The following is a 25,166-nucleotide window of genomic DNA, read 5'->3' on the forward strand; positions in this document are numbered from 1 at the left end:
CTTCAGCATGATCGATATACCAGTCCACCAAGACGTAGAGCAGTGCGATCGTCACAAGTTGAGTGACGGACACCAGCGCGGCTGTCATTGTTGAGAGGGCCGGTCTAGACACCTGTCGACCTCGCGAAACGATATCCTATACCTCGCACTGCGACGATGTAGCCCTCCTGGCCACCATTCGCCAGCTTTCGCCTCAGATTGCCAATATGCGTATCAACGGTTCGATCCAGGGCATCACTTTCGGGCATACAGGCGTCCAACAACGATGCTCTTTCGAACGTCTTGAAAGGAGATCGGACAAAACAGACCAGAAGGCGAAACTCTGTTGCCGTCAGCGGCAGTTCAAGCCGACCTGTCTCCGTTGATACAATCGCGATGTGGGAATCCAGCTGGACTTCGATCTGGTCGTGCCGGATAACCTCGCTGGCGGCAACGCCTCTGGTCCGCTTCAGGACGGCCCCCACACGCGCCACGACTTCCTGTGGGTTGAACGGTTTCGTGACGTAGTCGTCAGCCCCGAGCTTCAGCCCGAGCAATTTGTCGGTACTGTCATCCATCGCCGACAAGAATATCACCGGCACGGTGGAGCTCCCTCGAACCTTCGTCAGAAGATCGAAGCCGTCGATATCCGGCAGGCCGATGTCGAGCAGTATCAGGTCCGGCTGCAATCTCTGTACATGGGCGAGAGCCGCAAGGCCTGTCGATGCTTTGGTCGTCCTGTAGCCAGCTCGTGCGAGATATTTTTCCAAGAGGGAGGCTATCTCCTCGTCGTCCTCGACCACCAGCACGAGAGATGAAATCATAGTCAAACCCACTGACCTTGACATGCCCTTCTCCGGGTCTCGGTCAAATCTTGACAATCCGGCGAGAGAACGTGGTCCTCAACGAGGATCCACCGATGAACGTAACTGATCTCAACCACGCTCAAAAAGCAATTTCGAAAACCGTGGGGGACGAGGCGCGCCATTTGCTTGCACCGGCGCTTATACTTTTGGGCCTTGTGTCCCTGATCTTTGCAGCGGTGCCAGAACTTGACCTCATTGTAAGTCGTTTTTTCTGGGAGCCCGCCGCCGGCTTCGAATTCAAGGAAGACAGTTTCCTCATTGCATTTCGTGACACCAACAGGTTTCTGCCCTGGGTCGTGATAGGCACCGCGGTTGCGCTGTTAATTCCCAGTCCATTCCTCAGGCACCTGAAATATCCACCTGCACCGCACAAACTGCTATTTGCGATCACGTTCCTTGCAGCGGGTCCGGGGCTCGGCGTCCACCTGATCAAGATGCTGGTTGGCAGAGCGCGTCCAAGAGCACTTGAGGAATTTGGCGGCAGTGCGTTCTTTACGCCTCCGTGGCAGCTCACCGACCAATGCGTCAGGAATTGTTCCTTCATCTCGGGAGAGGCGGCAAGTGCCTTTGCACTGCTCACACTTGTTGTGTTTATCAGGCCCAAATACTCGACACTTTATCTCGGTGCGGTTGGCATTGTCGCGGCCGCCTTCTCGTTCAACAGAGTGGTGTTTGGAGCCCACTTCATGTCGGATGTGATGATCGCCTGGAATCTGATGTTCGTTTTGGCAGTGCTGCTCTGGCAATGGTTCTCTCGAAGCGCACCTCAGATCGACGCACTGTTCACCAGACATTCCCGCCGAACGTAAGTCCTGTCCGAGATCCCTTCGGAGAGTGCGGCTTGAAGCTTGCCGAAGCATGCTGCGTCCGCCGTCGATACCCGGGAGCCACGACCTGCTCGTCTCCATCCGCGAGAAGGACAACGAGCCGCTCTTCGTCTTCAACCTGACCCTCGAGCCACAGGATTTCGCCTTGCCGGCGAGGATGAGATCCTGCCTGCCGATTGCGATGCCGGGGTCGAAGTCACGGTGGAGGAGGGGGTGAGGGAGGACCCGGCACGGCGGAGGTGTCCGGTATCGGCCCAATGGGACCTTTTTTTGCCAAGCGCGCGATGAGAGAGGGCTCCAGGTCGGTATACTGGTCGATATCTAGGCTATCCAACGTGCGTAATTGATATCAGATATCCATCGTGTATCTAGTGTCTCATCATGATGAGCAATGTGATGAAGCTGTCGGGAAGAACGAGCGGCACCCGATGCGCACAGAGATAGTTGAAAGGTAATAGGATGACGATGATGAGACTTCTGGCCAGCGCCCTGTTCGTTCTGTCAGTTTCCGGACCTGCCAGTGCCGGTGGGCCTGCCAGTGCCGGTGCGAGCAATGTTGTGCTGGTGCATGGTGGGACAACGGACGGCTCGGGATGGAAGGATGTCTTTCATATTCTGCGGGCGAAAGGGTTGGCAGTCACTGTTGTGGCATTGCCCCATACCAGCCTCGAAGATGATATTGCGGCGACGAGACTGGCTGTCGACGTCCAAAGCGGCCCAACCGTTCTGGTTGGCCACAGTTACGGTGGCGCCGTTATCACCGAGGCTGGCGTCGCACCCAACGTCAAGGCATTGGTCTACGTCGCGGCCCTTCAACCCGATAAGGGCGAAAGTCTGGCTGAGATCAGCAGCCGGTTTCCCATGGGCATCGATTCGAAAATGCTCGATGATGAGAGGTTCGTTCCCAGTCCAGCGAGCTATCACGAGATGATCGGCGCGGACCTTCCGCGCGACGTCACCGATTTCATGGCTGCATCGGCCAAGCCGATGCGGGTGGATACATTCCAGATGCGGTTCCAGCATGCAGCATGGCATGACAAGCCTTCGTTCGGCATCGTGACGACCGAAGACAAGGTGCTCTCACCCGACTTTCTGCGGTGGATGTATCAGCGCACAGACACGAAGGTGACGGAAGTGAAGTCGAGTCACATGGTCTACATGTCTCACCCAGAGGAGACGGCGGATGTCATTCTTGAGGCAGTCCGCTCGGTAAAGTGACGATAGGCGAACGACGGTATGGAACGGCTTCGATTTAAAGTCGGCCTGCCATCGAGTGCGCGTTGCTGTACCCGACCGACTTGAGATCGGGTACAGCTTTTCGAGAGACCTTTAGACCTGCCGCAAGCCGCCGTCGACGCACAGTTCAGCACCGGCGATGTAGCTTGCGTCGTCGCTCAACAAGAACAAGGCGGCCGCAGCCACTTCTGAAGGCCGTGCCATCCGACCCATCGGAATCGGCGCGACCATCGCCGCGCGCGTGTCTTCCGCGACAGCAGCCATCATGTCCGTATCCGTGGGACCGGGTGCAACGACGTTGACCCGAATACCTTTGGGTGCAAGTTCTGCCGTCCAGGTTCTGGCATAGGATCGAACGGCCGCCTTGGTTGCGCAGTAGGTTCCGTAAGCCGGGTAGCCCGCGTTTCCGCCTATGGACCCGACGAGGACGACCGAACCGCCTTCCGTCATTGCAGGGAGAGCAGCCTGGAGGCCGAACACCATTCCTCGGACGTTGACGTCGAAGTGGCGGTCGAAATGCTCCGGCGTTATCTCGGCGATCTGCGAAGGTTCCGAAAGACCTGCATTCAGAACGAGCGCGTCGATACGACCGTATGCTCTGCGCACCGTCTCGACAGCCTCCACCATGTCTTCCGGAGAGCTTGCGTCAGCGGTGATGCCGACCGCGCCATTGCCGATGCCTTTGGCCGCCTGTTCAGCATCTTCACCGCGACGACTGGTGATGAAGACATTTGCCCCTTCGGCAGAAAGCCGCTCTGCAATCGCCAAGCCGATCCCCTTCGCGCCGCCCACGACCAAAGCCACTTTGTTATTCATGCGAGCCATCGTAAATCCTTTCACTGAATGGTCTCGCCATGATATAACCTGGATACCTGATATCAATTACGCACCTGGAATAGCCTAGATATGGACCAGTATACTGACCTGGAAGCCCTTTCTCATCGCGCGCTTTGCAACATGGCGCAGGTTCGACCGGTGCTCGACAAGATCGCTGACAAATGGACGATCCTGATACTGACCGTGATCTGTCCGAAACCTGCGCGGTTCAACGAACTGAAGCGGCGTCTCGACGGGATCACGCACAAGGCTCTGGCCGATGCCCTGAAGAGGCTTGAGCGGAACGGCCTTGTAACGAGAACCGTCCTCCCAACGCAGCCGATCGGCGTGGAATATGCGATCACTCCACTCGGTCATTCCCTGCGGGAGCCTTTTGAAGCATTGTGCTTGTGGGCAGCGGCCAACGGCGACAAGGTCGAGGCAGCGGCGCTGCGCTATGACAACACGGACAATCGTCGCTGACAGCGTCCCTGTGTCTCCTCCTGGCGCTTCTGCGCCATAACAGCAGTCGGCCCAAAGCCGCCATCGATCGCTTGATGACGCCTCATTTGGACTTGTAACTCCCGGGAGAAGGGAAGCTCAGGAGCTTGAAAAGTGCAGCCTTTGACAATTCGTGTGGCGCGGCCAACTGATGACCTGGAGGCTTTGCGCAAGTTCTACTGCGATGGCCTTGGCATGGATTTGCTTTACGCGTTCTCGGGACATGATGGCTTCGATGGCATCATGGTGGGGCAGCCCGGGGTGCCGTATCATTTCGAGTTCACGAAGAAGATTGGGCCCGCAGTCGGTCGCGCTCCGACCGAAGAGAACCTGATTGTCTTCTTCCTTCCTGATCAGGCTGAATGGAATACATCCGTCGCGCGCATGGTGGCTTCTGGTTTCTCACCCGTACCGTCCTTCAACCCCTATTGGGAGCGGAATGGAAAAACCTTCGAAGACCCGGACGGTTACAGGGTCGTGTTACAGAACGCCGCGTGGCAGGACTGATGGCCGCTCTTGGCGCTTCCGCGCCCTGACGGCAGTCGGACCGAGGCGGACAACCTAGTTTTAGGTCAACCTTCAGGATTGGAGACACTGTGGCTGGTCGTCATGGTCGCCAAATGTGTCGGGCTAGTTCCCGTCTGTCTTCTGAACATGGCAATAAACGCCGACGCGCTGCTGTAGCCCAGTTCGTTCGCGATCGATTGAACCGATTTACCATCTTCGATGAGCGAAAGTGAAGCGACCAGCTTCAGCCTCTGGCGCCATTCGTTGAACGATATTCCAAGCTGTCCCTGAAACCGCCTCGACAAGGTTTTTTCCGTAGTGCCGAGAGACCGCGCCCATTCTGCGAGGGACTTCCGATCGCTTGCATTTGCCTGGAGTGCATTGATGACGGGACGGAGCAGTTCATCGTCCGATATGGGTAGAAAGCTCTCCCGCCTTGGAGCCTTGAGCAACTGGTCGACCAGAACGAAGGCAAGCCGCCGGTCGGGATCAGTCTCGGGTACCGTAATCCCACGATCGGCGAAGTCGGCGAGGATAGCCTTGATCAAAGGGCTGAGCGCGAGCGTGCAGGGTCTTTCCGGCATATTGGTGCAAAGGGCGCGGTCGATGTAGATCGACACGAATTTAACGTTCTCGCGAGTATGGCATGCGTGCAAGGCATCGGCAGGAATCCACGTGGCATAGTGTGGCGGACAGAGAAATCGCCTGCCCTCCACTTTCGCTTCAACCACGCCCTTCACGGCGTAACCCACCTTGCACCAAGGCTGTCGTCTTTCTTTAAAGACAGATCCGGCCTTGTAGTTTTCCGTCCTGAATGAGAGGGGCGACGGCGTCTCTCCGGGCGGGATTTCAGTTTTCATGAACCGTCCTATCGCAATTGTTGAATGTCCTTTTATCGCTATATATCGATGTTCAGACATTTGGTAGCAAAAGCCTTCTCAGCAAAGGAGGCTTCTTGTGCCTATCAAATATCTCCTATTCGCTCTGCTCGCGGTGTTAATCTGGGTTGGAAACACGATCGTCAGCAAGCTCGCAGCAGGCGCGATTGCGCCAGGCGCCATCGCCTTCGAGCGCTGGTTTATTGCCCTGGTCATCTTGTCGCCGATCGTTGGGCGCGACTTTTGGCGTCACCGCAGAACAGTTGCGGCCTACTTCCGAAACTTATCGTTCTGGGCCTGCTCGGCATGGCCGCATGTCAGGGGCTCGGCTATTATGCGGCTGCGTTCACCTCGGCAACCAACATAGCGATCATGCTGTCGCTTGTTCCACTGCTGACCCTGATCCTGAGCATCGTCTTCCTGGGCGACAGACCATCCAGCCTTGCGATGCTTGGCGGCCTTGTTTCCCTTTTCGGAATCTTCGTTGTGCTGGGTCAGGGCGATCCATCGCGCCTCCTATCGCAAGGCGTGGGCCGTGGAGATGCGATCATGCTGATCGCGGTGCTCGCCTATGCCGGTTATGGGATTCTTCTCAAGCGCTGGGCTGTTCCGTTGGCAATCTGGACGTCCATCTACGTCCAGATCTGCGTGGCGGTGGTGCTACTCATCCCAGCCTACCTAATGTCAGCACCATCGACTTTTAACATGTCTAACACGGCCATGGTCCTTTATGCGGCGATTCCTGGCTCCATTCTTGCCCCATTCGTATGGATGTCAGCGGTCAAGCATCTGGGGGCAGCGCGGACGGCAATCTTCATGAACCTGATCCCGATCTTGACCGCCATCTTCGCCGCTGTCTTTCTCGGAGAGACCTTGCATGTCTACCATCTCGTTGGCGGTGGCATGACCATCGTGGGGATCATCTTCGTCCAACGGAAAGCGACGAGGACGCAGTTGGGCGTGAAGGCATTGGCTGAATAGAGGCCAACCAAGTCTTTCGATGGAGACACGCGGTATCTTTTCGGCACAAGCGCATGTCTCCTTTTGGCGCCAAGCCGCCGCAGGACGATGCGATCCTGCTGTTGCATTTATCTCAGGTTGGCAAAGGCATTGTTGACCTGGATGCCTGTCCATCCCATCTAACGCCGATGCCGAAAGCCGCGAAGACCGAGATCGAACTCTTGAGGACATGGACGCTGTCGGCTGCGGCCACGCTCGGCTCGTTCGTGCGGGCCAAGGGGATTTTGCAGGAAATCCAGGCAAGGCTTCCGGCAACCGTCAAGAAGTCGGTCGTTCTCGAAGGGAACGACCTGACGCTTGCGATGCCGGTCAGCGAGAAGGCTGCGTTCACCGCCTCGGTCGCCGTTATCAACAAGGTGATGGCGGAGGTCGAGACGCTGCCCGTCATCCCCCGCGAGATCCAGGATATCCTGACGATCAAGACGAGCGAGCGCCACCGATGGCTCGCGGACGGACGGCTGCCGAGCGCGGGGACCCGGACGGTCCGGTTGAACGGTCGCGCCCGCCGGATCACTTTCCATGTCTTCGATCCGAAAGTGGTGGAAGACCTTCTGGATCGGGGCGCCGTCGACGAATGGCGGGAGCAGGACGCCGAGGCGAAAGCGGAGAAACGGCGAGAGGCGGCCTACAAGGCGAAACTGACGCGGTCGCTGAAGAAGGCCCAGAAGGTTTCGAAAAAGCCCGCCCGTGACCCCGAGGATCCGGCTGTCACGCTACGCGGCTGGGAAGACTTCGATATGGACGGGCTTCTCCGGTAGGAGATGCGCCTTCGGCTCGCGATCCCGGTCTCGGGACGTGGCAACGATGGATACCAGGGCTCTTCCACGCGTTAAGCAGGCGTCGGGTCTGAGGTCGATGGTCAGTCGGGCGAGAAGCATTTGTCAGAACAGGGAAATTGGAAATGAGTGTCGCCTTCGTGAAGGAAGAGAGTGCGGAAACGGCTGCAGAAACCCTGCTGCCCGACCGTCCCGTCTCCCCCCATCCCAATCTGGTGACGGAGGCGGGGCTGGAGGCACTGAAGAGGCAGCTGGAGGAGGCTCGCGAGGCGCATCAGGCTTCCAACGCCATCGAGGACGTGAACGAACGACGGCGGCAGGCGGCAGGGCCTCTGCGCGATCTGCGCTATTTCACGGAACGGGTCCGCACGGCCCAGGTTGTGCCTGCCCCGGCGGGTGCGGAGATGGTTGCCTTTGGAAGCACCGTGACGTTTTCACGCGAGGACGGGAGGGTGCAGACCTACCGGATTGTCGGCGAGGATGAAGCCGATCCCAAGGCCGGCACCATTTCCTATGTGTCTCCCGTTGCAAGACAGCTTTCGGGAAAGCGCGTGGGAGACGTGGTGTCGGTCGGAGGTCAGGAACTGGAGCTGGTTTCCATCTCCTGTGACGCGCCACGCCGGTAATCTACCCCTTTTTGGCGAAGCGGAAGACGCCCGTCGGCCTGAGCGGACAGGCTTTCAAGGCGCCTCTTCAACCCGGCGAACCAGAAGCAGGGAGCCGATCGACACGGCGCCGAACAGGGCAAGCGTCGGACCGAGCCCCAGGGCGCTGCCGAGCTGGCCTGCCACCGGTGGGGCAATGACGCTGCCTGCGGCATAGAGCATGAGGACGGCCGTGAAGCTTTCGGCGGGAATGTTGGGAAAGAGGCGCTGGCTCCAGAAGGAGTAGATCGCGCTGAGGCACATCACGCAGATCCCCTGCAGGGCGGCGGAAGCAAGGGTGCCCGCCCAGCTGCCCGGCAGGAAAGCCAGAAGCAGCAAAGAGGCAGCCGACCCGGAGAACAGGACCAGGAGCACCATCCGCAGGCCACGCCTTTCGACGACATCGCCCGTGAAGAGACCGAGGCAGCCCGCCAGGCCGAAGGCGATGAACAGCACGGGACCGATCAGCTCGGAAGGGACGCCGGGGAGGCCGCCGGACTGGCTGATGTGTTCGATCCAGTAGGAGAGATAGGTGCCGTTCGTGGCGCCGAAGGAGAGAGCGAGGCCGTAGAGGGGAACGGCCTCACGGCGGCGAAGCCCCGAAAACTCCTTTCGGATGTCTATGCGGCGTCCATACTCGAAGCCATCCTGCTTCGACAGGAGCAGCATCGGAAGGACCACGGCGATGGGCGCGATGGCGGCGAACGCCGCCCAGGCGATCCGCCACGACAATCCCCCGGCAGCTATGCCCATCGCCAGGACCCGGCGGCGATGATCCCGAAGGTCGTTCCGGTGCTGACGATCGACAGGACGCGCCTGCGATACTGCTCCGGTACCGCCTGCTGCGTCATGCTGTTGAAAGGCGTCCAGGCAAAGCCGGCACTTGCAGAGGCGCAGGCGACCCCGAGGCTCAACACGGCCATTCCAGGAGCGAGCGCGGTGAGAGCAAAGCCGGCGACCGCAAAGCCCCCTCCGATCAAAAGTGGCAAGCGCGGGCCGAAGCGGGGCGTCAGCGAGCCGGTGACGAACAGGGCCAGAAGAAAGGCTGCGAAGCCCAGGCCCGCGATGGCGCCTGCCGTGCCGGCGCTGAAGGCGAATTCCTCCTTCAACTGAGGAAGAAACATGCCGTATGCCATGCGTCCAGGGCCGAAGGTGATGGCCGTGGCGACAAAGCCCACAATCGCAATCCGGTTTCGCTCGATCACACCATGCTCCATGAACGCGTCAGATACGAGCCTGAATGGCTGCGAAAGGATCGCGTTCCCTGCAGCAAGCGAGAAGGCACCCCCGGCCGTTTGCTTCGACAGCGGCGTCAGGTTACATTTCCCAGACCCGAGGAGACGGGTGTGGAGGAGACATCGATGAGACGTGCGTGGCCTGCGGAACTGCGATCGCTACTGGATGATGCCGAGGAGGTGATGCTGGATGTTCCGGTGTCGGAGCGGGCGGGCCGAGGCCACCCGGAAGAGACCCATCGGCCCGCCTTGCGGGTGCGCGTGACGCAGGAGGACTACCAGCGCATCTGGCCGCTGGCCGAGGCCCGCTACCGGCTGGACGGCAAATACGCAGGCAAGGCGGTGACCCTGATCACCAACAATCCCCATTACCACGCCTGGCATCCGGCCGATGGTGGCACGGTGGAAGCCACGTCCGACAGCGGTGCGCGCTATACGATCAAATATGTCGTGGTGCATCTTCTTCTCGACGACGTGCGCGAGGAAGCGACGGCCGGGTAAAGCCGGCTTCCAATTGCCGAGAGGAGCAGCCGGGCGGCCATGGCGGGAACACATAACAATGTCCTGCCGCGGACGGCCCGCCTGGAACGCTGGCGCGTGCGGTGCCGGTTGGCGCTCGCGGGCTTCTACGGCCTCGCGGGCGTCCTGCACCTGGCCGTGCCCGAACCGTTTCTCGGCATCACCCCATCCTGGGTGCCGGAGCCCGAGGCGGTTATTGCCCTGACAGGCGTCAGCGAGATCGCCGGCGCCATCGGTCTGCTGGTTCCCGCCGTTCGCAGCTACGCGGCTGTCGGCCTGGCGCTCTATGCCGTCGGCGTCTTTCCCGCCAACATCAAGCACGCCATCGACGCGCTAGGCGCTACCTCGGTCTCTCCGTGGCAGTGGCTCTACCATGGCCTGCGCCTGCCGCTGCAGCCGATCCTCGCCTGGCTGCCGCTGTTTGCCGCCGGACTGGTGTGGAAGGCGGAGAGGGGAAAGGCCCCTCCGCAAAAGTCGCCGTAATCCGTTGGGAGAAAGCCTGCGACGCGAGGCAGCGCCTCCGCTTCCCCCTCAGGCCTCGACATAGCGTCCCGGCTCCTGCTTGAGCCTTGTCACGTCCTGGATGGGCGGGGCGCCGAAGAGGCGGCGGTATTCGCGGCTGAACTGCGAGGGGCTGTCATAGCCGACGTGCTGGGCAGCGGTTGCGGCGTCATAGGCGTTGGCGAGGATCAGGCGGCGGGCCTCCTGCAGGCGCAGCTGCTTCTGGTACTGCAGCGGGCTCATCGCCGTCACGTCGCGAAAATGCTGGTGCAGCGAGGAGGGGCTCATGCGCGCCTCCGCCGCAAGCTGCTCGATCGAGAAGGGTGCGGCGTAGTGCTGGCGGATCCAGGCGATCGCGCGGTTGACCTGCTGCAGCCGGCTGTCGGGCATCAGCATGCGGCGCACCTTGTGGGCCTGCGGCCCGCGCAGCAGGCGGTACATCAGCTCGCGCTCGGCCAGCGGCGCCAGATAGGCGATGTCGTCGGGGCTGTCGAGGAGGCGCAGCAGGCGCAGCGCCGACTCGAGGAACTGCGGCGAGGTCTCGGCGAGGCAGATCGCCTTCGAGCAGATGCCGGCGGGCTCGGCTGCCGGCGGTGCGACTTCCATGATCATCGTGCCGAGCGCCGGCAGGTCGAGGTCGAGGCGGATGCAGAGATAGGGTTTGTCTGGGCTCGCCTCGATGATCTGGCTGCTCACCGGCAGGTCGACGGAGACCACCAGATGCCGGGCCGGGCCATAGACATAGATCTCGTCGGCCAGCATCACCTGCTTGGAGCCCTGCACGATGATGCAGAGGGCCGGGTGCTGCAAGGTCTGGAGCGGCTGCGTGGTCGTGGAGAAACGGATCAGCGACAGGCGCGGGATATCCGTGTCGAAGATCCCGTCGTCCCTGGTGTTTTGTGCAACGATGGCGGCGAGCTCATCGAGCTGCGGCAGAGCCGTTGGGGTGGCGAGCATCTGAATCTCCGAAATTTTCGGGGTATGTGACGTAGGTCTTGTACGCGCGTGCCGGCTTCAGGGAAAGCGTAATCTTGATGTTCTGGAGGATCGTGCAATCACTTCGGAGCTTCGGTCTACCGCCTGTTGCTGTTGATCGCCCATATACCGTCTCGTCCGAACGAGCCAACCCGGACAGAAATGGAGATGGTGATGGACAATTTCCAGCGTTTACTCGAAAGCCCCTTCCGCTGGCTCGCCAGCCTGCCTCTGCGGATGGCCAGGCGGTTTGCCGGTGACCTCTGCGGCGCCCTCGCCAAGCGGCGCCAGCAGGCGCTGCGCCGGAAGTACATGAATGGCTGAGCGGGCCGGTTCCAAGCACATCGCGCTGGTCGCCATCACGGCGGCCTTCGTTTTCATCGTCGCGGTCACGGCCTTTGCCGGCGAGCAACAGCAGGAGATCTCCATGAGCAACCACCCCTATGTCGGCCTCTGGATCACCAAGGACGAGCACATCCGCCACGAGCTTCTGGCCAACGGCCGCTATATCGAGGCGCGCGGCAACCGGGAGCGGGCCTATACGGGCGAGTACCGCGTGAACGGCAACCACATCGACTACAAGGACGACACAGGTTTCCTCGCCGATGGCGAGTTCCGCAAGGACGTGCTTTATCACGCGGGGATGGAGTTGGTGCGGGGGTGAGTTGGGGCGGATTGATACCCCCCCAGGGGATGTATTATCTTCAGCTTCAATGAAGCGCGTTGTGCTTGACACGAATGTTTTGGCGGCTGGCTTCCGGAGCCGTGAAGGTGCGTCCTTCGCGGTTCTTCAAATCGTGGCGAGCCGTCAGATCATGCCAATCGTCACCGTCGCTCTGTATCTCGAGTATGAGGCTGTGCTCAAGCGCGAGGAACAAGCTGCTGTTCATGGTATGACATCAACCGAAGTGGACAGAGCGTTGGCGGGTTTTCTGACCTTGGCGGAGATGATCGACGTTCGTTACCGTTGGCGGCCAAAGCTGTCCGATCCGAAGGACGAGCTTGTCTTTGAAGCGGCTGTAAACGGGCGAGCCGATGCTCTGGTGACGCATAACGTTCGAGACTTTGCGCAGGCGAAGGACGAGTTTGGACTTCGCGTGATGAGGCCGAAGGAGTTGTTGGAGGAACTGAGGACATGAGCAGCAATACCTATCCCTTGAAGCTTCCTGCTTCCATCAAGGCTGCCGCTACCCGACTGGCCAAGGAGGACGGCGTGTCGCTCAATCAGTGGATCGCCTCAGCCGTTGCCCAGAAAGTCGGTGCGGTCGAAACCGCTGCCGAATTTCTCGGCAAGCGGACAGCGAATGCCACGCCAGACGACTTCAGCAAGGCACTGGAGAGCGTCCCCGGCAATCCGCCCATGAACGGCGACGAATTGCCCGAAGGTTGGACCAAGCCCCAGGGCGACAAGGCGTAGCCATTCACCCGATCAACTCGAACCTGTCCACATCCACCATGCCCCTGTCCGAAATCTTCAGGTGGGGGATGACCGGCAACGGCAGGAACGCGACCTGGAGGAAGGGTTCTTCCAGCGTGGTGCCCAGCGCATAGGCGCATTGGCGCAGGTCGTGCAGCGTGTCGCGCACCACCTCGTAGGGTTCCAGGCTCATCAGGCCGGCGACCGGCAGGGCGATCTCGCCCGTCACCTTGCTATCCTCGACGACGACGAAGCCGCCCTTGATCTCGCCGAGGCGGTTGGCGGCGAGCGCCATGTCGTCCTCCGAGACGCCCACGACGCAGATGTTGTGGCTGTCGTGGCCGACGGTGGAGGCGATGGCGCCCTTCTTCAGCCCAAAACCCTGGACGAAGCCGTTGGCGTGGTTGCCGTTCTTGCCGTGGCGCTCGATGACGGCGACCTTGATGATGTCGCGGTCGAGATCGACGCCGGCTTGGTTGCCGGCGGCCGGCAGGCGAAAGCGGCGGTGCTCGGTGATGATCTTGCCGGGGATGACGCCCATCACCGGCGTTTCGTTCTCGCTGAAGGGCACGCCGAAGTGCATGGCCTGGACGGGACGCGCCTTGACGCTGTCGAGCCCGACCGGGGCGACCGGCCGGCGGGTGGCAAAGAGTTCGTCGGTGACGCGGCGGCCGGCGGAGAAGACGATCTCGGCCTTGCAGCTTTCGAGACTGTCGAGGACGACGAGGTCGGCGCGCCAGCCGGGGGCGACGAGGCCGCGATCGCGCAGGCCAAAGGCGCGGGCGGCGGAGATGGAGGCGGCCCGGTAGATCGCCAGCGGCTCGACGCCATGGGCGATCGCGGTGCGGATCATGTAGTCGAGGTGGCCCTGTTCGGCGATGTCGAGCGGGTTGCGGTCGTCGGTGCAGAGCGCCAGGAAGGGTGACAGGCGCTCGGTGATGATCGGCATCAGGGCGTGGAGATCCTTGGAGACGGAGCCTTCGCGCACCAGGATATGCATGCCCTTGCGGATCTTCTCCATGGCTTCGTCCGCCGTCGTGCATTCGTGCTCGGTGCGGATGCCCGCCGACAGGTAGCCGTTCAGGTCGTTGCCGCGCAGCAGCGGCGCGTGGCCATCGATGTGGTCACCCCAGAAGGCGTCGAGCTTGGCAAGGCAGCCCGGATCCTTGTGGATGACGCCCGGGAAATTCATGAATTCGGCCAGACCGATGACCTTCGGGTGGCTGCGGAAGGGCAGGAGCTTTTCGATCGGCAGATCGGCGCCGGCGGTTTCCAGATGGGTCGCCGGCACGCAGGAGGAGAGCTGGACGCGGATGTCCATGATCGTCTGCTCAGCCGAATCGAGGAAGAAGCGGATGCCCTCTTCGCCCAGCACATTGGCGATCTCGTGCGGATCGCAGATGGCGGTGGTGACGCCGTAGGGGAGGACGCAGCGGTCGAATTCATGCGGCGTGACCAGCGAGCTTTCGATGTGCAGGTGGGTATCGATGAAGCCGGGGACGATGATCCTGCCGGTCACATCGATCTCGGCGTCGCCCACATAGCTGCCGCCAGTGCCGACGATGCGGTCGCCGCAGATGGCGATGTCGGAGGCGACGAGCTCGCCGGTGACGAGGTCGAAGAAGCGTGCGCCCTTCAAGACGATGTCGGCCGGGATGCGGCCGGTGCCCTGGTCGATCAGCCGTTCAAGGCGGTTGCTCATCATCGATCTCCGAATCCATTGCTTCGGGAAACTCTATCCCGACGAGCAGAGAAGGGGAAACCCTTGTGCCTGCTGCCGTTTGGGGAAGGCGCTACGAGGGCGAGCGCTAGATGCCTTTTTCGATCAGGAAGCGGGCGACGGTTTCAAGCGCCGTTGACCAGGCCGGCTCCTTGTCGACGAGGATGTGATTGCGGCTGTCGATCGGCACGAAATGGGCATCGGGAATGCCCGAGGCCAGTGCGCGGCCGAGCTCCAGCGGGATGCGCTGGTCGTGCCTGCTGTGAAGAACAATCGTCGGTGCCCGGACTTCGGCCAGCCGATGGCGGACGTCGATGTAGCCGAAGGCATCCTGGAATCGGGCGGCGTTCCTAGGCGACGTCGTCTGGCGCTGGAATTCGTCGAACCAGTCGAGGTCTTCGGCGCTGGCATCGGGCATGAAGGTCTTGGAAAAGATGTGGCGATAGGCGGGATTGTCGGTGCCCCAGCCGAGCTCCGTCAGCGTCAGCACCGCTTCGCGCCGAGCCTGTTCCTCGGCACTGGCGGTATGACGCCAGCCGGCGGCATAGCCGCTGACCAGGATCAGGCCGCTCACCCTTTCGGGATGGCGCACAGCATATTCGATCGACACGGCGGCGCCCTGGGAAATGCCGAGCAGCGGGAAGCGTTCGAGCTTCAACTTGTCCGCCACCACCTCCAGATCCTCGACGAAGGCGTCGAAGCCCAGGTCGTTCACCTCCCAGTCGGAAAGGCCGCAGCCGCGCTCGTCATAGCGAATGAAGGTGCGCTGCTGGGCAATGGCGGCAAAGCTGCGGCCCCAGATCGGGCTCGACCAATCGAACTCGAGATGGTTGAGCCAGTTGGCGGCCTTCAGCAGCGGCGGCCCGGTGCCGATCGTCGCATAGGCGATCTTGGTGCCATCGGGAATGTCGCAAAAGCCGATGCGCTGGTTGCGAAGCGCCCGGCTTCTGGCGGTGATGCGCGGTGGCCTCTGCTGTCGCTCAGGTGAGGCTTGCGGACTGGCGACAACGGCTGCCGCGACCCGCGCGGCCTCGGCTGCGGATCGTTCGAAGGCTCCGGCGTTTTCCGGGTCGACCTCGCGCCAGAGCCGTAGCCATTTCTGTGCGGCGGCCGAGGTCGCATGGGGGAGTTTTGCCAGCCGCTTCAGCACCTCGGCGCGTGCGGCCTCGGCATCCTCGCGTTCGGCGACGAGCCAAGCGTCGAACCGGTCGTCGCCGGCGCCGTCGAGCCCGTCGAGCAGGACAAGCGAAAGTTCCTGCGCCATCGCTTCCAGCCGCATCGATTCAACCGGTTCGGCATCCGGTCGCAATGCGGCGTGGATGTCGCGAATATCCACCTGCGTCCCTTCGAGGTCGAAGTGAACCCGCTCGCGGTCGGCGACAATACGGGAGCGGTCCGGCGTATCGACGATCTTTCGAAGCTTGGTCAGTGCCCAGCGCAGGGCAGCCTTTGGATCATCCGGCACATCCCACAGCAGTTCGCACAGCCGCTCCCGGCGATGTGGTCGTCCGGTTGCAACAAGAAACGACAACAGCGCGCGCGCTTTCCTGGATGCCGGAAGTTCAACTTCGCGATCTCCAAGTGTGACGCGTAACTCGCCAAGCAGCGATATCCGGACTTCTTCCGGCATTAATTAGCCCACTCTGATGTATTGAAATGACGATTCAACGAACTCCGCTATCAATACCACCTGGGTGACAACGGTGACAACAACGGTAGCCGAAGACATGGGCGTCACTCGAAACAATGCATCGTGGCAATCGGGCAGCTCAGACTGAGCTCCGACTGAAATTCGCTGCGGTCTGCCGATGGAGCATGACCATGAACCTACACGCATCGACACCCGCGCAAACCCCGCTCGTGGTCGATCCATTCCAGCTGATGGACGATCCGCATGCGCGATTTGCAGCACTGCGCGAAGATCATCCGGTCATTAAGCTGGGCGAGGGCCATTTCATGGCGCTCAGGGCCTCGGATGTGCTCTCGTTGCTGAACGATCCACGCACCGTGCAGATTGAAGGTGCGGATTATGTGCACCTGACCCGTATTCCCGAGGGCTTCACGTCGAGGCTGATGAAAGACACGATGCTGTTCAGCAACGGCGAGGCGCATCGTGCCAAGCGTAGCCTGTTTGCGCGTTCGTTCGCATTCGCCAGCATGCGCTCGGCACAGCCCAAAATTCGTGCGGTTGCGGATGCCATGGTCGCACGACTGCCGCGCGGTGAAACCGTCGACATCTCGGAGCAGATGGCGGCGCGCCTGCCAGCCCTCATGATCGCCTCGATCCTCGGCCTTCCGGAATCGGAAGTCGATACCTTCGTTCTTCATGCCAACAATCTGGCCCGTGCCGTCTCGCCAATCTATCCGCTGGCGGATCATGAGCGTATCGAGGCTGCGGCTGAAGGGCTCTATCACTATATCGAGGAACACCTTCGTCGCCGCCTGGCACGCCCTCAGCAGGATCTCCTTTCCGCCTTGGCCTCGAGCTGGAAGGTCGATCCGATGATCCCCTTCGAGAACCTGGTGCATCAGGTGATGACGATCGTCATCGGCGGCACGGATACGGCAAGGGTGGCCTTTCCGACGCTGGTTGCGCTTCTGGCCCAGCATCCGCAGCAATGGGCCGCACTTCGTGCCAATCCGGATCTTGCAGCCGGCGCCGTCGCGGAAGCACTTCGCTACGAGCCGGCAGTGGCGTCGGTGCCGCGCTTCACCCTCGGGCCGGTCGGAGTGGGCGGCATTGCCGTGCCACCGGGGGTCATGCTGCGTGTCAGCATCATGTCGGCGATGCGCGATCCAGAGCTTTATGCCGATCCGGATGTCTTCAATATCGAGCGCACAGATCATCCCCGCCTGCACACCGCTTTCGGTCTCGGGCCGCATCGCTGCATCGGCGAAATGCTGGCCCGGCTCGAACTGCAGGAAGCGCTGAGTGCGCTCTCGGCCGCTTTCTCCAGCATCGCGCTGGAGGAAAAACCACGGATGACCGGCTTCGGCGGCATCCGGCAGATCACGCCGGTGCGCGTGACTCTGCATTAACGAGGAAACGAACGACACGAAGCACCGCCAAGACCGCCGCTCCGGTGGCGGATGGATGCGAAAAGCTTCGGCGATCAGGTGAAGGAAACACAACCATGCATGTCAATTTCAAGAGGCTCCGCGACACCCTCATCATCGAGATTGCCGGCGCCGTCGATCGCTTTGCCGCCGGTCGGCTCCATGATGCCGTCAATGCGGCGATCCGTTCCGACTGCACGCACCTGTTGGTTGATCTTTCGGGTGCAACGTCGTTGACGCGCGCGGGGATCCGCGGGCTGGTCGTCGGTGCGCGACTGATGCGAAACCGGCACAGCGAGTTTCTCGTCAACGTCCCGGATCCGGTGATGCGAAGCGTGCTCGAGGCAACCGGGTTTGCTGATCTTCAGCGCGCGGTTCAGAGGGGCACGGCAGGCTCTGCCGTGTCGCTGCAGCACAAGGCTGCGTAACGACGGGGTTCGTTCGAACCTGCGCTTCGAAGGGCTGGCGGTTCAGCAGGACGCCGTGCTCCAGCGCCGCTTCAGACTGCCGGAAGGTTCCTCCAGTCCTTCCGGCAGTCAAACACCTCCCGTCGCACGAGATCCGCCGCTGTCGCAGACGCCTCGAAGAGAGCGTCATCGACGCTGGCCGGTGAGGATCATCGTGCCGAAAAGTCGATTCAATGATCCACAAGGACCACACCGATGACGATGAGACCCATCACTGCGGAGGGCAGCTTCCGCGAGGCGCAGCATCTCCATCGCTTCGCCAGCCGCACGGCTTCCTTCCCTTACCGGGTACTCCTGGCGCTTGCCCGGTACATCCGAACCCGACGCGACTATGCGGCGCTGGGCGAAATGCCGGATTATCTCCTGGCGGATATCGGGCTGACACGCCTGGAGATCAGCCGTGTTCAGAAACGGCATCGTGGCCAGGCATGGCGGATCGCGCGCGATCTGGTCATGCCTCCGGCGCGATCTTGAACCACGAGGCCAAGTCGGCGGACCTGGCCAGTGCCTCCGGCGTCTCGTTGCCAGCTGTCTCGTGTCAGCGATGAGCCGCCGGAGGCCGGATCCACCGGAGGTCACCTGCGACGAAACAGGCTCGGCAGGCCGCGAATTGGGCATAGGATGATGACGACTGTTCGGCTAAAGTGGCGTCATGAGTCCATCCTGGAAAGATCCCGTCGTCATCTCCATCGGAGAGCCGCCTGCCGAAACCGCCATCGTCACGCTGCAGGCTGCCGCCTGGGCGCTGATCGACGACTGGCCGATCGAGGAGGGGCCTGCCCTCGACCTTGCCGTGACCGCCTGTACCGGCGTGATCGAGGGGAAGCGCAAGCCGGAGGAAGCGCGCCAGGCCTTCGTGGCCGCGGCGACCGAAGCAGGCATTCTCATCCGCGCTTAAGCCCGTGGACGGTGATGTGATCGAAAAGGATCGCATCATCGCTGGACAGATCGGGACACGCTCCTATTTCCGGCCGGATGAAACGCGCGATCATCACAGGCGGTGCCGGCCTCATCGGCACAGGGTTGTGCTCGGCTCTTGCGGAGCAGGGTTACGAGGTGGCGTCCTTCGACGTCGAGCAGGGACCGGAAGGTGTCCGCCAGATCCACTGCGACGTGGGCGACGAGACATCCGTGACCGGCGCCTTCGAGGAGCTCGGCTGGGACAGCCTCGACCTCCTCGTCAACAATGCCGGGATTGCCGGGCCGTCCAACGGGCCGATTTCCGAGCTTTCGCTGACCGACTGGCGGCGCGTCACCGACAGCCATCTGACCAGTGCCTTCCTGATGACCCGGTCGGCGGTGCCGCTGATGGGCGAGGGCGCCTCGATTGTCAACATGGCCTCGACGCGGGCCTTCATGTCGGAACCGGAAACGGAATCCTATGCCGCCTCCAAGGGCGGGCTGGTGGCGCTGACGCATGCGCTAGCGGTCAGCCTCGGGCCGAAGATCCGGGTGAATGCGATCGCGCCGGGCTGGATTTCCGGCGAGGAGGACCTGCGGCCCGTCGATCACGAGCAGCATCCGGCCGGGCGCGTCGGGCGGCCGCGCGACGTGGCCGAGGCCATGCTTTATCTCGCTTCCGCCGGCTTCATGACGGGCCAGGTGCTGACGCTTGACGGCGGCATGAGCCGCAAGATGATCTACGCGGAATAAACGGGCTTTCGGACTGCTCGTCAGGTTTCCGTGCGGACAGCCTCGGTGAAGGTGCGGATCTGGTGATTGAAGGCCGAGAATTCGGCCTTCGTCATGCCGGATCGCTCCATCAGCGAGTCACCGAGACATTTGCTCTCGCGGATCAGCGCCCGGCCCGCCTCTGTCAAAGACACATGGACCTGTCGTTCGTCGACCGTGCCGCGCATTCGCTGGACGAGGCCCGCCTGCTCCAGGCGCTTGACCGGCGGGGTGATGGTGCTCGATTCCAGCGACAGCCGTTCGGCGATGGCGCCAATGGTGATCCCGTCGTTCTCTCCCAGGGCGGATAGAACGAGATACTGCGGATAGGTGATGCCCATGCGGTCGAGCATCGGCTTGTAGAGCCGGTTGATGGCGATATGCGCCGTGTAGAGCGAGAAGCAGAGCTGGTCATCCAGTGGGTAGACGGCGTTATCGGGCATGCCTTGTTCTTTCAGTTTCAGCCTGGAAGCGGTGTCAGCGTCTCCATAGCACAAAAAAGATATCGCGATAAATAAAACTCTGGACAAAGTCTGCGCCACCCGCTAGTTTTTAGTTATCGCGATAAGGAATTTCGCGATAAACAACAGCCGGAACGTCATCAGGTCGACATCCCGGAGACAGACACTTCGCGATGCTCCGGGATGGGGCACCGCGCATCGCAGCGACATCTCACTCTTTCAAAGGGACACGCACATGAGCAGCAATTTCATCACCACCCAGGACGGCACGCAGATCTTCTACAAGGACTGGGGCTCGAAGGACGCCCAGCCGATCGTTTTCCATCACGGCTGGCCGCTGAGCGCCGACGACTGGGACGCGCAGATGATCTTCTTCCTCGGCCAGGGCTACCGCATCATCGCCCATGACCGCCGCGGCCATGGTCGCTCCAGCCAGACCGACACCGGCAACGAGATGGACACCTATGCCGCCGATGTCGCGGCCCTGGCTGCCCACCTCGACCTGAAGAACGCCATCCATGTGGGGCATTCGACCGGTGGCGGCGAAGTTGCGCGCTATGTGGCGCAGTACGGCCATGAGGGCCGTGTCGCCAAGGCCGTGCTGATCGGTGCCGTGCCGCCGATCATGGTCAAGACCGAGGCGAACCCGGGCGGTCTGCCGCTCGAGGTGTTCGACGGCTTCCGTTCGGCACTGGCGGCCAACCGGGCGCAGTTCTTCCTCGATATTCCGACCGGTCCGTTCTTCGGCTTCAACCGCGAGGGCGCTGAAGTCTCGGAAGGGGCAATCCGCAACTGGTGGCGGCAGGGCATGATGGGCGGCGCCAAGGCGCATTACGACTGCATCAAGGCCTTCTCGGAAACCGATTTCACCGAGGACCTGAAGGCGATCGAGGTGCCGGTGCTGGTCATGCATGGCGACGATGACCAGATCGTGCCGATTGCCGACTCCGCGCATCTGGCGATCAAGCTCCTGAAGAATGGTACGCTCAAGGTGTACGAAGGGCTGCCGCACGGCATGGCGACGACCCATGCGGAGATCATCAACGCCGATCTGCTGGCCTTCTTCCAGGCCTGAGCGCCTTGCATCATGATGAGGAGGAGGCGGCTACGGCCGCCTTTTCCGCGTCCAGGCGCCAAGGCGGGCGCCCTCAGGACCTGCCGACCGTGGCGGTTCAGCCCAGAAGCTCGCGCGCGGCGGCCTTCCCGAGTTCCGCCAGACGCCGGTAGTGCGCGTCCCTGACGCTGTGCCGGCGCCAGAAGAAGCCGATGGTGCGCACGCCGGGCCAGCCTTCTATGCGCAGGAGATGGACATCCTGATCGCCTCGAAATTCGGAGCGCACATAGAGTTCCGGAAAGAGCGACAGGCCCATGTCGATGGACACCATCTGGCGCAGCGCGTCGAGGCTGGTGCCTTCGTAATCATCAACGAGATGGGCTCCTGAGACCCGGGCGAGATCGCGCACGGTGTCCAGGAGGCGATGGCCGCGGCCGAGCGTCAGCAGTTGTTCACCCGCAAGAGAGGCAAGGTCAACCGTGTCGCGGCCGGCCAGCCGGTGCCTGCGCGACACGCCGAGAAAGATGCGCTCTTCGCAGATTGCCGAGAACTCGCAGGTGTCGCCAGCGGCGGGCGCCGGACCGAGGCCGCAGTGGATGCTGCCATCCGCCACCTGCTCCTCGAGCAAGAGGGGACGCTCCTCGCGGATATGCAGCCTGAGACCGGGATAGGCGGCGTGCAGCCGGGGCAGGAGGCGGGGCAGGAAATAGGGGCCGAAGGTTGGGACGGCTCCCAGGCGTATGAGGCCGCCAAGCGCGCCCTGGCTCACGGAGGCCACGGCAACCATGCCGTCCAACGTATCCAGCACCGTCCGGGCCGAAGCGATCATCTCCAGTCCGGCAGGCGTCGGCGCCACCAGACCGGGCGTGCGGTCGATCAGCGCGCAGCCGAGACGCTGTTCGAGGAGTGCGATCTGAACCGAGAGCGTGGGCTGCGAGACATGGCAGCGTTTTGCCGCTTCGCCGAAGTGGCCGGTCTCGCCAAGCATGACGAGGTATTCGAGCTGTCTCACGGTGGGTCTGTAAGGCATTTGATAGTTTTAAACTATGGCGTTGATGCAATCAATGAATTTGATCAATTGCGGAAGTTTTTGCATTCTGAGGTCGTCAAAGAGGAGAACCAAATGAACCGACTGTTGAAGGCCCTGAAGGCAAGGCATGCGATCGTGGAGGCACGGGTGGTGGAGGAACAGCGCCGTCCGAAGCCTGATCATGTCAGCGTCAGAGCACTGAAGACGATCAAGCTTCAGCTCCGTGACCAGATCGCTTCGCTCGAGCGCATGCTCGCCGAGAACACGGCGCCGGTGACCGACCGTCTGCGACACAAGCGCCGTAACGCCACGTCCTGACCTCAGTCCCACCCGTGTCCGACCGCCAGCCGGGATCTGCCCCGGCTGGCGGTCTCGCCGCGCAGTCATGTTCGCGACCGGCCCGAAGTCGGCTTCCGCCTATGGCGCCCGGTGCCTGTCGTCCTGATCACCCAGCCTCCTGAACAACTGATGCACGCGCTGCTGTCCCGGACGCGGCGCTGCGCGACCTCGTACGAGATCATCCATGGACTTCTATCTGTCGCTCGCATCACAGAACCTTCTGTCGGCGCCTGTCCTCTTCTTCGCGCTCGGCTTCCTCGCCACACTTGCGGGCGGCCAGATCGCGCTTCCCGGAGGCGTCGGCAAGATGATGGCGCTCTACCTGATGCTGTCCATCGGCTTCAAGGGCGGGGCGTCTGTCGGCGCCCACGGGCTGACGGCGGAAGTTGCCATGGCGCTTGCCATCGGCGTCCTCCTGTCTGCCGCCATGCCGCTGCTCGGCCACGCGCTGCTCGGCGCGATGACAAGGCTCGGACCGCGGGACCGGGCAGCCATCGCCGCCCACTACGGCTCGATCTCCATCGTTACCTTCGTTGCGGGCAGTGATGCGCTGATCCGGCTCGGGATCGGCTTCGACGGCGGCATGGTGGCGGTGGCGGCCGCGATGGAGGCCCCCGCCATCCTGGCTGCCCTGTGGCTCCTCCTGCGCCATCCGGCGCCCGACGCCGATCCGGCACTGGCGGAGCATCGCCAGAAAACGGCGCTTCGTGACGTCGTTCTCAACGTCACCATCGTGATCCTGCTGGGCGCGTTCGCCATCGGCGCCATGACCGGACAACAGGGGCTGCAGGAGCTTTCGGGCTTCGTCATCGATCCCTTCCGTGGCGTGCTCTGCCTCTTCCTGCTCGACCTCGGGGCAATAGCCGGCGGCGGTATCCGCAGGGACTGGCGGCTGCTTTCGCCGGGCCTTCTCGGCTTTGCGCTGGTCATGCCGCTGATCGGCGCCGCGCTTGCGCTCGTGCCGGCCCTTGCCGTGGGGCTGTCGGTCGGCAATACGGCGCTGCTTGTCACGCTCGCCGCCAGCGCCTCCTACATCGCGGTTCCCGCCGCGATGCGGATCGCCGTGCCCGACGCGCGGCCGGAACTCTATCTCGGCCTGTCGCTCGGACTGACCTTCCCGTTCAACCTGATCGCCGGCCTGCCGATCTACGTGTATCTCGCCGGTCTTGGTGGCTAGAACCGCAAAGAAAAGGGCGCTCCCGAGGGACCGCCCGCAATGCCTGCGCCGTGCAAGGCTCAGATGTTGCTCTTCAGGATCTCGCGCAGCTTGCCGAAGATCTCGTCGATGTGGTGCTTTTCGACGATCAGCGGTGGCGACATGGCGATGATGTCGCCGGTGGTGCGGATCAGCAGGCCGTCGTCATAGGCTTTCAGGAAGGCGGAGAAGGCACGCTTGGTCGGCTCGCCGGCGATCGGGTCGAGTTCGATGGCGCCGATCAGGCCGATGTTGCGGATGTCGATGACGTTCGGCAGGTCCTTCAGCGAGTGCAGGGCATCCTCCCAGTAGGAGGCCATCTCGCCGGCGCGGGTCAGCAGGCCCTCTTCCTTGTAGGTGTCGAGGGTGGCAAGCGCCGCGGCCGCGGCGATCGGGTTGCCGGAATAGGTATAGCCGTGGAAGAACTCGATCATGTGCTCCGGGCCGCTCATGAAGGCGTCGTGGATCTCGGAGGTCACGAAGACGGCACCCATGGGGATGACACCGTTGGTGAGGCCCTTGGCGGTGACCATGATGTCCGGCTTGACGTCGAAATACTGGGCGGCGAAGGGCGCACCGATGCGGCCGAAGCCGGTGATGACCTCGTCGAAGATCAGGAGGATGCCGTGCTTCGTGCAGATGTCGCGGAGCTTCTGCAGGTAGCCCTTCGGCGGGATCAGGACGCCGGTGGAGCCGGCGACGGGTTCGACGATGACGGCGGCGACCGTCGAGGCGTCGTGCAGGGTGACGATCCGCTCCAGTTCGGTGGCCAGATCGCCGCCATGCTCGGGCTCGCCGCGGGTAAACGCGTTCTGCGCGGGCAGGTGGGTATGCGGCATGTGGTCGACGCCGGTCAGCAGGGTGCCGAACATCTTGCGGTTGGAGACGATGCCGCCGACGGAAATGCCGCCGAAGTTGACGCCGTGGTAGCCGCGTTCGCGGCCGATCAGGCGGAAGCGGGAGCCGTTGCCCTTCACCCGGTGATAGGCGAGGGCCACCTTCAGGGCCGTCTCGACCGATTCGGAGCCCGAGTTGGTGTAGAGCACGTGGTTCATGCCGTCGGGCGCCAGATCCACCAGACGGTTGGCAAGTTCGAAGGCCTTTGGGTGGCCAAGCTGGAAGGCGGGGGCGTAATCCAGTTCGCCGGCCTGTTCGCGGATCGCCTCGGTGATCTTCGGACGGCAGTGGCCGGCATTGACGCACCACAGGCCGGCCGTGGCGTCGAGCACCTGGCGGCCGTCGTGGGTGGTGTAGTGCATGTCCTTGGCGCCGACGAAGAGGCGCGGTTCCTGCTTGAACTGGCGGTTGGCCGTGAACGGCATCCAGAAGGCGCGCAGATCGTTGGGCGTGCTGTTGAGGCGATTGGACATGAAATTCTCCCCGTCCGGTCATTGCCGGCATTTTGACTGTTCGGTCAAATTATCAGGGGCGGCCCGCGCGTCAACTGCACTGCAGAGCAGAGACCGCATCTGTCG

General features: G+C 62.2%; 32 protein-coding genes. 21 read left to right on the plus strand and 11 right to left on the minus strand.

Features of this window, described 5'->3' with window-relative positions; genetic code table 11:
- Nucleotides 1–104 precede the first annotated feature (104 nt).
- Nucleotides 105–827 (minus strand): response regulator transcription factor, encoded by a 723-nt coding sequence (locus EO99_RS0123005; RefSeq protein ID WP_235776911.1) that lies wholly within the window; start codon nt 825–827, stop codon nt 105–107.
- Nucleotides 828–898: 71 nt separating this feature from the next.
- Between EO99_RS0123005 and EO99_RS0123010 the strand changes: the two genes are divergently transcribed.
- Together EO99_RS0123010 and EO99_RS0123020 are read left to right on the plus strand one after the other, a co-directional pair.
- Nucleotides 899–1,654, plus strand: a complete 756-nt coding sequence (locus EO99_RS0123010) for a phosphatase PAP2 family protein (RefSeq protein ID WP_051680039.1) — start codon at nt 899–901, stop codon at nt 1,652–1,654.
- Nucleotides 1,655–2,140: 486 nt separating this feature from the next.
- Nucleotides 2,141–2,890: an alpha/beta hydrolase gene (locus EO99_RS0123020; protein WP_156034982.1), complete on the plus strand. Its 750-nt coding sequence runs from the start codon at nt 2,141–2,143 to the stop codon at nt 2,888–2,890.
- A gap of 111 nt (nt 2,891–3,001) precedes the next feature.
- Here the strand turns inward: EO99_RS0123020 and EO99_RS0123025 are convergent, their stop codons facing one another.
- On the minus strand, nt 3,002–3,733 hold the full coding sequence (locus EO99_RS0123025; RefSeq protein ID WP_029620916.1) for an SDR family NAD(P)-dependent oxidoreductase: 732 nt from the start codon (nt 3,731–3,733) through the stop codon (nt 3,002–3,004).
- 81 nt (nt 3,734–3,814) lie between these two features.
- On the opposite strand from EO99_RS0123025, the gene EO99_RS0123030 reads away from it, so the two are divergent.
- Both EO99_RS0123030 and EO99_RS0123035 read left to right on the plus strand, forming a co-directional pair.
- Nucleotides 3,815–4,207: a winged helix-turn-helix transcriptional regulator gene (locus EO99_RS0123030; RefSeq protein ID WP_029620917.1), complete on the plus strand. Its 393-nt coding sequence runs from the start codon at nt 3,815–3,817 to the stop codon at nt 4,205–4,207.
- A gap of 132 nt (nt 4,208–4,339) precedes the next feature.
- On the plus strand, nt 4,340–4,732 hold the full coding sequence (locus EO99_RS0123035; protein ID WP_029620918.1) for a VOC family protein: 393 nt from the start codon (nt 4,340–4,342) through the stop codon (nt 4,730–4,732).
- 65 nt (nt 4,733–4,797) lie between these two features.
- On the opposite strand, the gene EO99_RS0123040 is transcribed toward EO99_RS0123035, so the two are convergent.
- Nucleotides 4,798–5,592, minus strand: coding sequence for an AraC family transcriptional regulator (locus EO99_RS0123040; RefSeq protein ID WP_051680040.1), 795 nt, complete (start codon nt 5,590–5,592; stop codon nt 4,798–4,800).
- 24 nt (nt 5,593–5,616) lie between these two features.
- Between EO99_RS0123040 and EO99_RS26050 the strand changes: the two genes are divergently transcribed.
- From EO99_RS26050 to greA, 3 genes are all read left to right on the plus strand, one after another.
- Nucleotides 5,617–6,591: a DMT family transporter gene (locus tag EO99_RS26050; RefSeq protein WP_210165100.1), complete on the plus strand. Its 975-nt coding sequence runs from the start codon at nt 5,617–5,619 to the stop codon at nt 6,589–6,591.
- A gap of 167 nt (nt 6,592–6,758) precedes the next feature.
- Nucleotides 6,759–7,388, plus strand: a complete 630-nt coding sequence (locus EO99_RS0123050; protein WP_029620920.1) for a hypothetical protein — start codon at nt 6,759–6,761, stop codon at nt 7,386–7,388.
- A 143-nt stretch (nt 7,389–7,531) separates the two neighbouring features.
- The gene (gene greA, locus EO99_RS0123055; protein ID WP_029620921.1) at nt 7,532–8,032 is read left to right on the plus strand and encodes a transcription elongation factor GreA; all 501 of its coding nucleotides are present in this window, start codon (nt 7,532–7,534) and stop codon (nt 8,030–8,032) included.
- Between the two features lie 54 nt (nt 8,033–8,086).
- Here the strand turns inward: greA and EO99_RS0123060 are convergent, their stop codons facing one another.
- Nucleotides 8,087–8,803, minus strand: a complete 717-nt coding sequence (locus tag EO99_RS0123060) for an MFS transporter (protein ID WP_029620922.1) — start codon at nt 8,801–8,803, stop codon at nt 8,087–8,089.
- Nucleotides 8,794–9,255, minus strand: a complete 462-nt coding sequence (locus EO99_RS0123065) for an MFS transporter (RefSeq protein ID WP_162179335.1) — start codon at nt 9,253–9,255, stop codon at nt 8,794–8,796. Before EO99_RS0123065 ends, EO99_RS0123060 begins: the two co-directional genes overlap by 10 nt.
- Nucleotides 9,256–9,411: 156 nt before the next feature.
- Here EO99_RS0123065 and EO99_RS0123070 point away from each other — a divergent pair, with 156 nt between their 5' ends.
- Nucleotides 9,412–9,786, plus strand: a complete 375-nt coding sequence (locus EO99_RS0123070; protein ID WP_029620924.1) for a hypothetical protein — start codon at nt 9,412–9,414, stop codon at nt 9,784–9,786.
- A gap of 39 nt (nt 9,787–9,825) precedes the next feature.
- Nucleotides 9,826–10,287 carry a DoxX family protein gene (locus tag EO99_RS0123075; protein ID WP_029620925.1) on the plus strand — a complete coding sequence of 154 codons (462 nt, stop codon included), beginning with the start codon at nt 9,826–9,828 and terminating at the stop codon, nt 10,285–10,287.
- 48 nt (nt 10,288–10,335) lie between these two features.
- Here the strand turns inward: EO99_RS0123075 and EO99_RS0123080 are convergent, their stop codons facing one another.
- Nucleotides 10,336–11,262, minus strand: coding sequence for an AraC family transcriptional regulator (locus tag EO99_RS0123080; protein WP_037112773.1), 927 nt, complete (start codon nt 11,260–11,262; stop codon nt 10,336–10,338).
- Between the two features lie 192 nt (nt 11,263–11,454).
- On the opposite strand from EO99_RS0123080, the gene EO99_RS27710 reads away from it, so the two are divergent.
- The 4 genes from EO99_RS27710 (at nt 11,455) to EO99_RS0123100 (ending at nt 12,697) form a co-directional block, all read left to right on the plus strand.
- Nucleotides 11,455–11,604 carry a hypothetical protein gene (locus EO99_RS27710; RefSeq protein ID WP_156034984.1) on the plus strand — a complete coding sequence of 50 codons (150 nt, stop codon included), beginning with the start codon at nt 11,455–11,457 and terminating at the stop codon, nt 11,602–11,604.
- On the plus strand, nt 11,597–11,944 hold the full coding sequence (locus EO99_RS0123090; protein WP_029620927.1) for an Atu4866 domain-containing protein: 348 nt from the start codon (nt 11,597–11,599) through the stop codon (nt 11,942–11,944). The genes EO99_RS27710 and EO99_RS0123090 overlap by 8 nt, the downstream gene beginning before the upstream one ends.
- A gap of 61 nt (nt 11,945–12,005) precedes the next feature.
- Nucleotides 12,006–12,419, plus strand: coding sequence for a putative toxin-antitoxin system toxin component, PIN family (locus EO99_RS0123095; RefSeq protein WP_235776912.1), 414 nt, complete (start codon nt 12,006–12,008; stop codon nt 12,417–12,419).
- Entirely contained in the window at nt 12,416–12,697 is a 282-nt protein-coding gene (locus EO99_RS0123100; protein WP_029620929.1) for a type II toxin-antitoxin system HicB family antitoxin, read from the plus strand. The genes EO99_RS0123095 and EO99_RS0123100 overlap by 4 nt, the downstream gene beginning before the upstream one ends.
- A gap of 4 nt (nt 12,698–12,701) precedes the next feature.
- On the opposite strand, the gene ade is transcribed toward EO99_RS0123100, so the two are convergent.
- Complete coding sequence (gene ade / locus EO99_RS0123105) at nt 12,702–14,399, minus strand: adenine deaminase (protein WP_029620930.1); 1,698 nt, start codon at nt 14,397–14,399, stop codon at nt 12,702–12,704.
- 106 nt (nt 14,400–14,505) lie between these two features.
- Entirely contained in the window at nt 14,506–15,948 is a 1,443-nt protein-coding gene (locus EO99_RS0123110; protein ID WP_235776913.1) for an alpha/beta hydrolase, read from the minus strand.
- A 290-nt stretch (nt 15,949–16,238) separates the two neighbouring features.
- Here EO99_RS0123110 and EO99_RS0123115 point away from each other — a divergent pair, with 290 nt between their 5' ends.
- The 5 genes from EO99_RS0123115 to EO99_RS0123135 all read left to right on the plus strand — a co-directional run bounded on the left by EO99_RS0123115 (nt 16,239) and on the right by EO99_RS0123135 (nt 19,594).
- Nucleotides 16,239–17,456 carry a cytochrome P450 gene (locus tag EO99_RS0123115; RefSeq protein WP_162179336.1) on the plus strand — a complete coding sequence of 406 codons (1,218 nt, stop codon included), beginning with the start codon at nt 16,239–16,241 and terminating at the stop codon, nt 17,454–17,456.
- Nucleotides 17,457–17,551: 95 nt separating this feature from the next.
- Entirely contained in the window at nt 17,552–17,902 is a 351-nt protein-coding gene (locus tag EO99_RS0123120) for an STAS domain-containing protein (protein WP_029620933.1), read from the plus strand.
- 234 nt (nt 17,903–18,136) lie between these two features.
- Nucleotides 18,137–18,415: a DUF1127 domain-containing protein gene (locus EO99_RS0123125; RefSeq protein WP_029620934.1), complete on the plus strand. Its 279-nt coding sequence runs from the start codon at nt 18,137–18,139 to the stop codon at nt 18,413–18,415.
- Nucleotides 18,416–18,593: 178 nt separating this feature from the next.
- On the plus strand, nt 18,594–18,839 hold the full coding sequence (locus tag EO99_RS0123130; protein WP_029620935.1) for a DUF982 domain-containing protein: 246 nt from the start codon (nt 18,594–18,596) through the stop codon (nt 18,837–18,839).
- A gap of 77 nt (nt 18,840–18,916) precedes the next feature.
- On the plus strand, nt 18,917–19,594 hold the full coding sequence (locus EO99_RS0123135; protein WP_029620936.1) for an SDR family oxidoreductase: 678 nt from the start codon (nt 18,917–18,919) through the stop codon (nt 19,592–19,594).
- A gap of 20 nt (nt 19,595–19,614) precedes the next feature.
- Here the strand turns inward: EO99_RS0123135 and EO99_RS0123140 are convergent, their stop codons facing one another.
- Entirely contained in the window at nt 19,615–20,055 is a 441-nt protein-coding gene (locus tag EO99_RS0123140; RefSeq protein ID WP_029620937.1) for a MarR family winged helix-turn-helix transcriptional regulator, read from the minus strand.
- 253 nt (nt 20,056–20,308) lie between these two features.
- Between EO99_RS0123140 and EO99_RS0123145 the strand changes: the two genes are divergently transcribed.
- Complete coding sequence (locus EO99_RS0123145) at nt 20,309–21,148, plus strand: alpha/beta fold hydrolase (protein WP_029620938.1); 840 nt, start codon at nt 20,309–20,311, stop codon at nt 21,146–21,148.
- Nucleotides 21,149–21,245: 97 nt separating this feature from the next.
- Here the strand turns inward: EO99_RS0123145 and EO99_RS0123150 are convergent, their stop codons facing one another.
- On the minus strand, nt 21,246–22,139 hold the full coding sequence (locus EO99_RS0123150; RefSeq protein ID WP_235776914.1) for a hydrogen peroxide-inducible genes activator: 894 nt from the start codon (nt 22,137–22,139) through the stop codon (nt 21,246–21,248).
- Nucleotides 22,140–22,250: 111 nt separating this feature from the next.
- Here EO99_RS0123150 and EO99_RS27890 point away from each other — a divergent pair, with 111 nt between their 5' ends.
- Together EO99_RS27890 and EO99_RS0123160 are read left to right on the plus strand one after the other, a co-directional pair.
- On the plus strand, nt 22,251–22,475 hold the full coding sequence (locus EO99_RS27890) for a YdcH family protein (protein WP_037112779.1): 225 nt from the start codon (nt 22,251–22,253) through the stop codon (nt 22,473–22,475).
- Nucleotides 22,476–22,680: 205 nt separating this feature from the next.
- The gene (locus EO99_RS0123160; protein ID WP_029620940.1) at nt 22,681–23,673 is read left to right on the plus strand and encodes a sodium-dependent bicarbonate transport family permease; all 993 of its coding nucleotides are present in this window, start codon (nt 22,681–22,683) and stop codon (nt 23,671–23,673) included.
- A 59-nt stretch (nt 23,674–23,732) separates the two neighbouring features.
- On the opposite strand, the gene EO99_RS0123165 is transcribed toward EO99_RS0123160, so the two are convergent.
- On the minus strand, nt 23,733–25,061 hold the full coding sequence (locus EO99_RS0123165; protein WP_029620941.1) for an aspartate aminotransferase family protein: 1,329 nt from the start codon (nt 25,059–25,061) through the stop codon (nt 23,733–23,735).
- Nucleotides 25,062–25,166: the final 105 nt, after the last annotated feature.

Source organism: Pseudorhizobium marinum, assembly GCF_000705355.1.
Taxonomy (GTDB): Bacteria; Pseudomonadota; Alphaproteobacteria; order Rhizobiales; family Rhizobiaceae; genus Neorhizobium; species Neorhizobium pelagicum.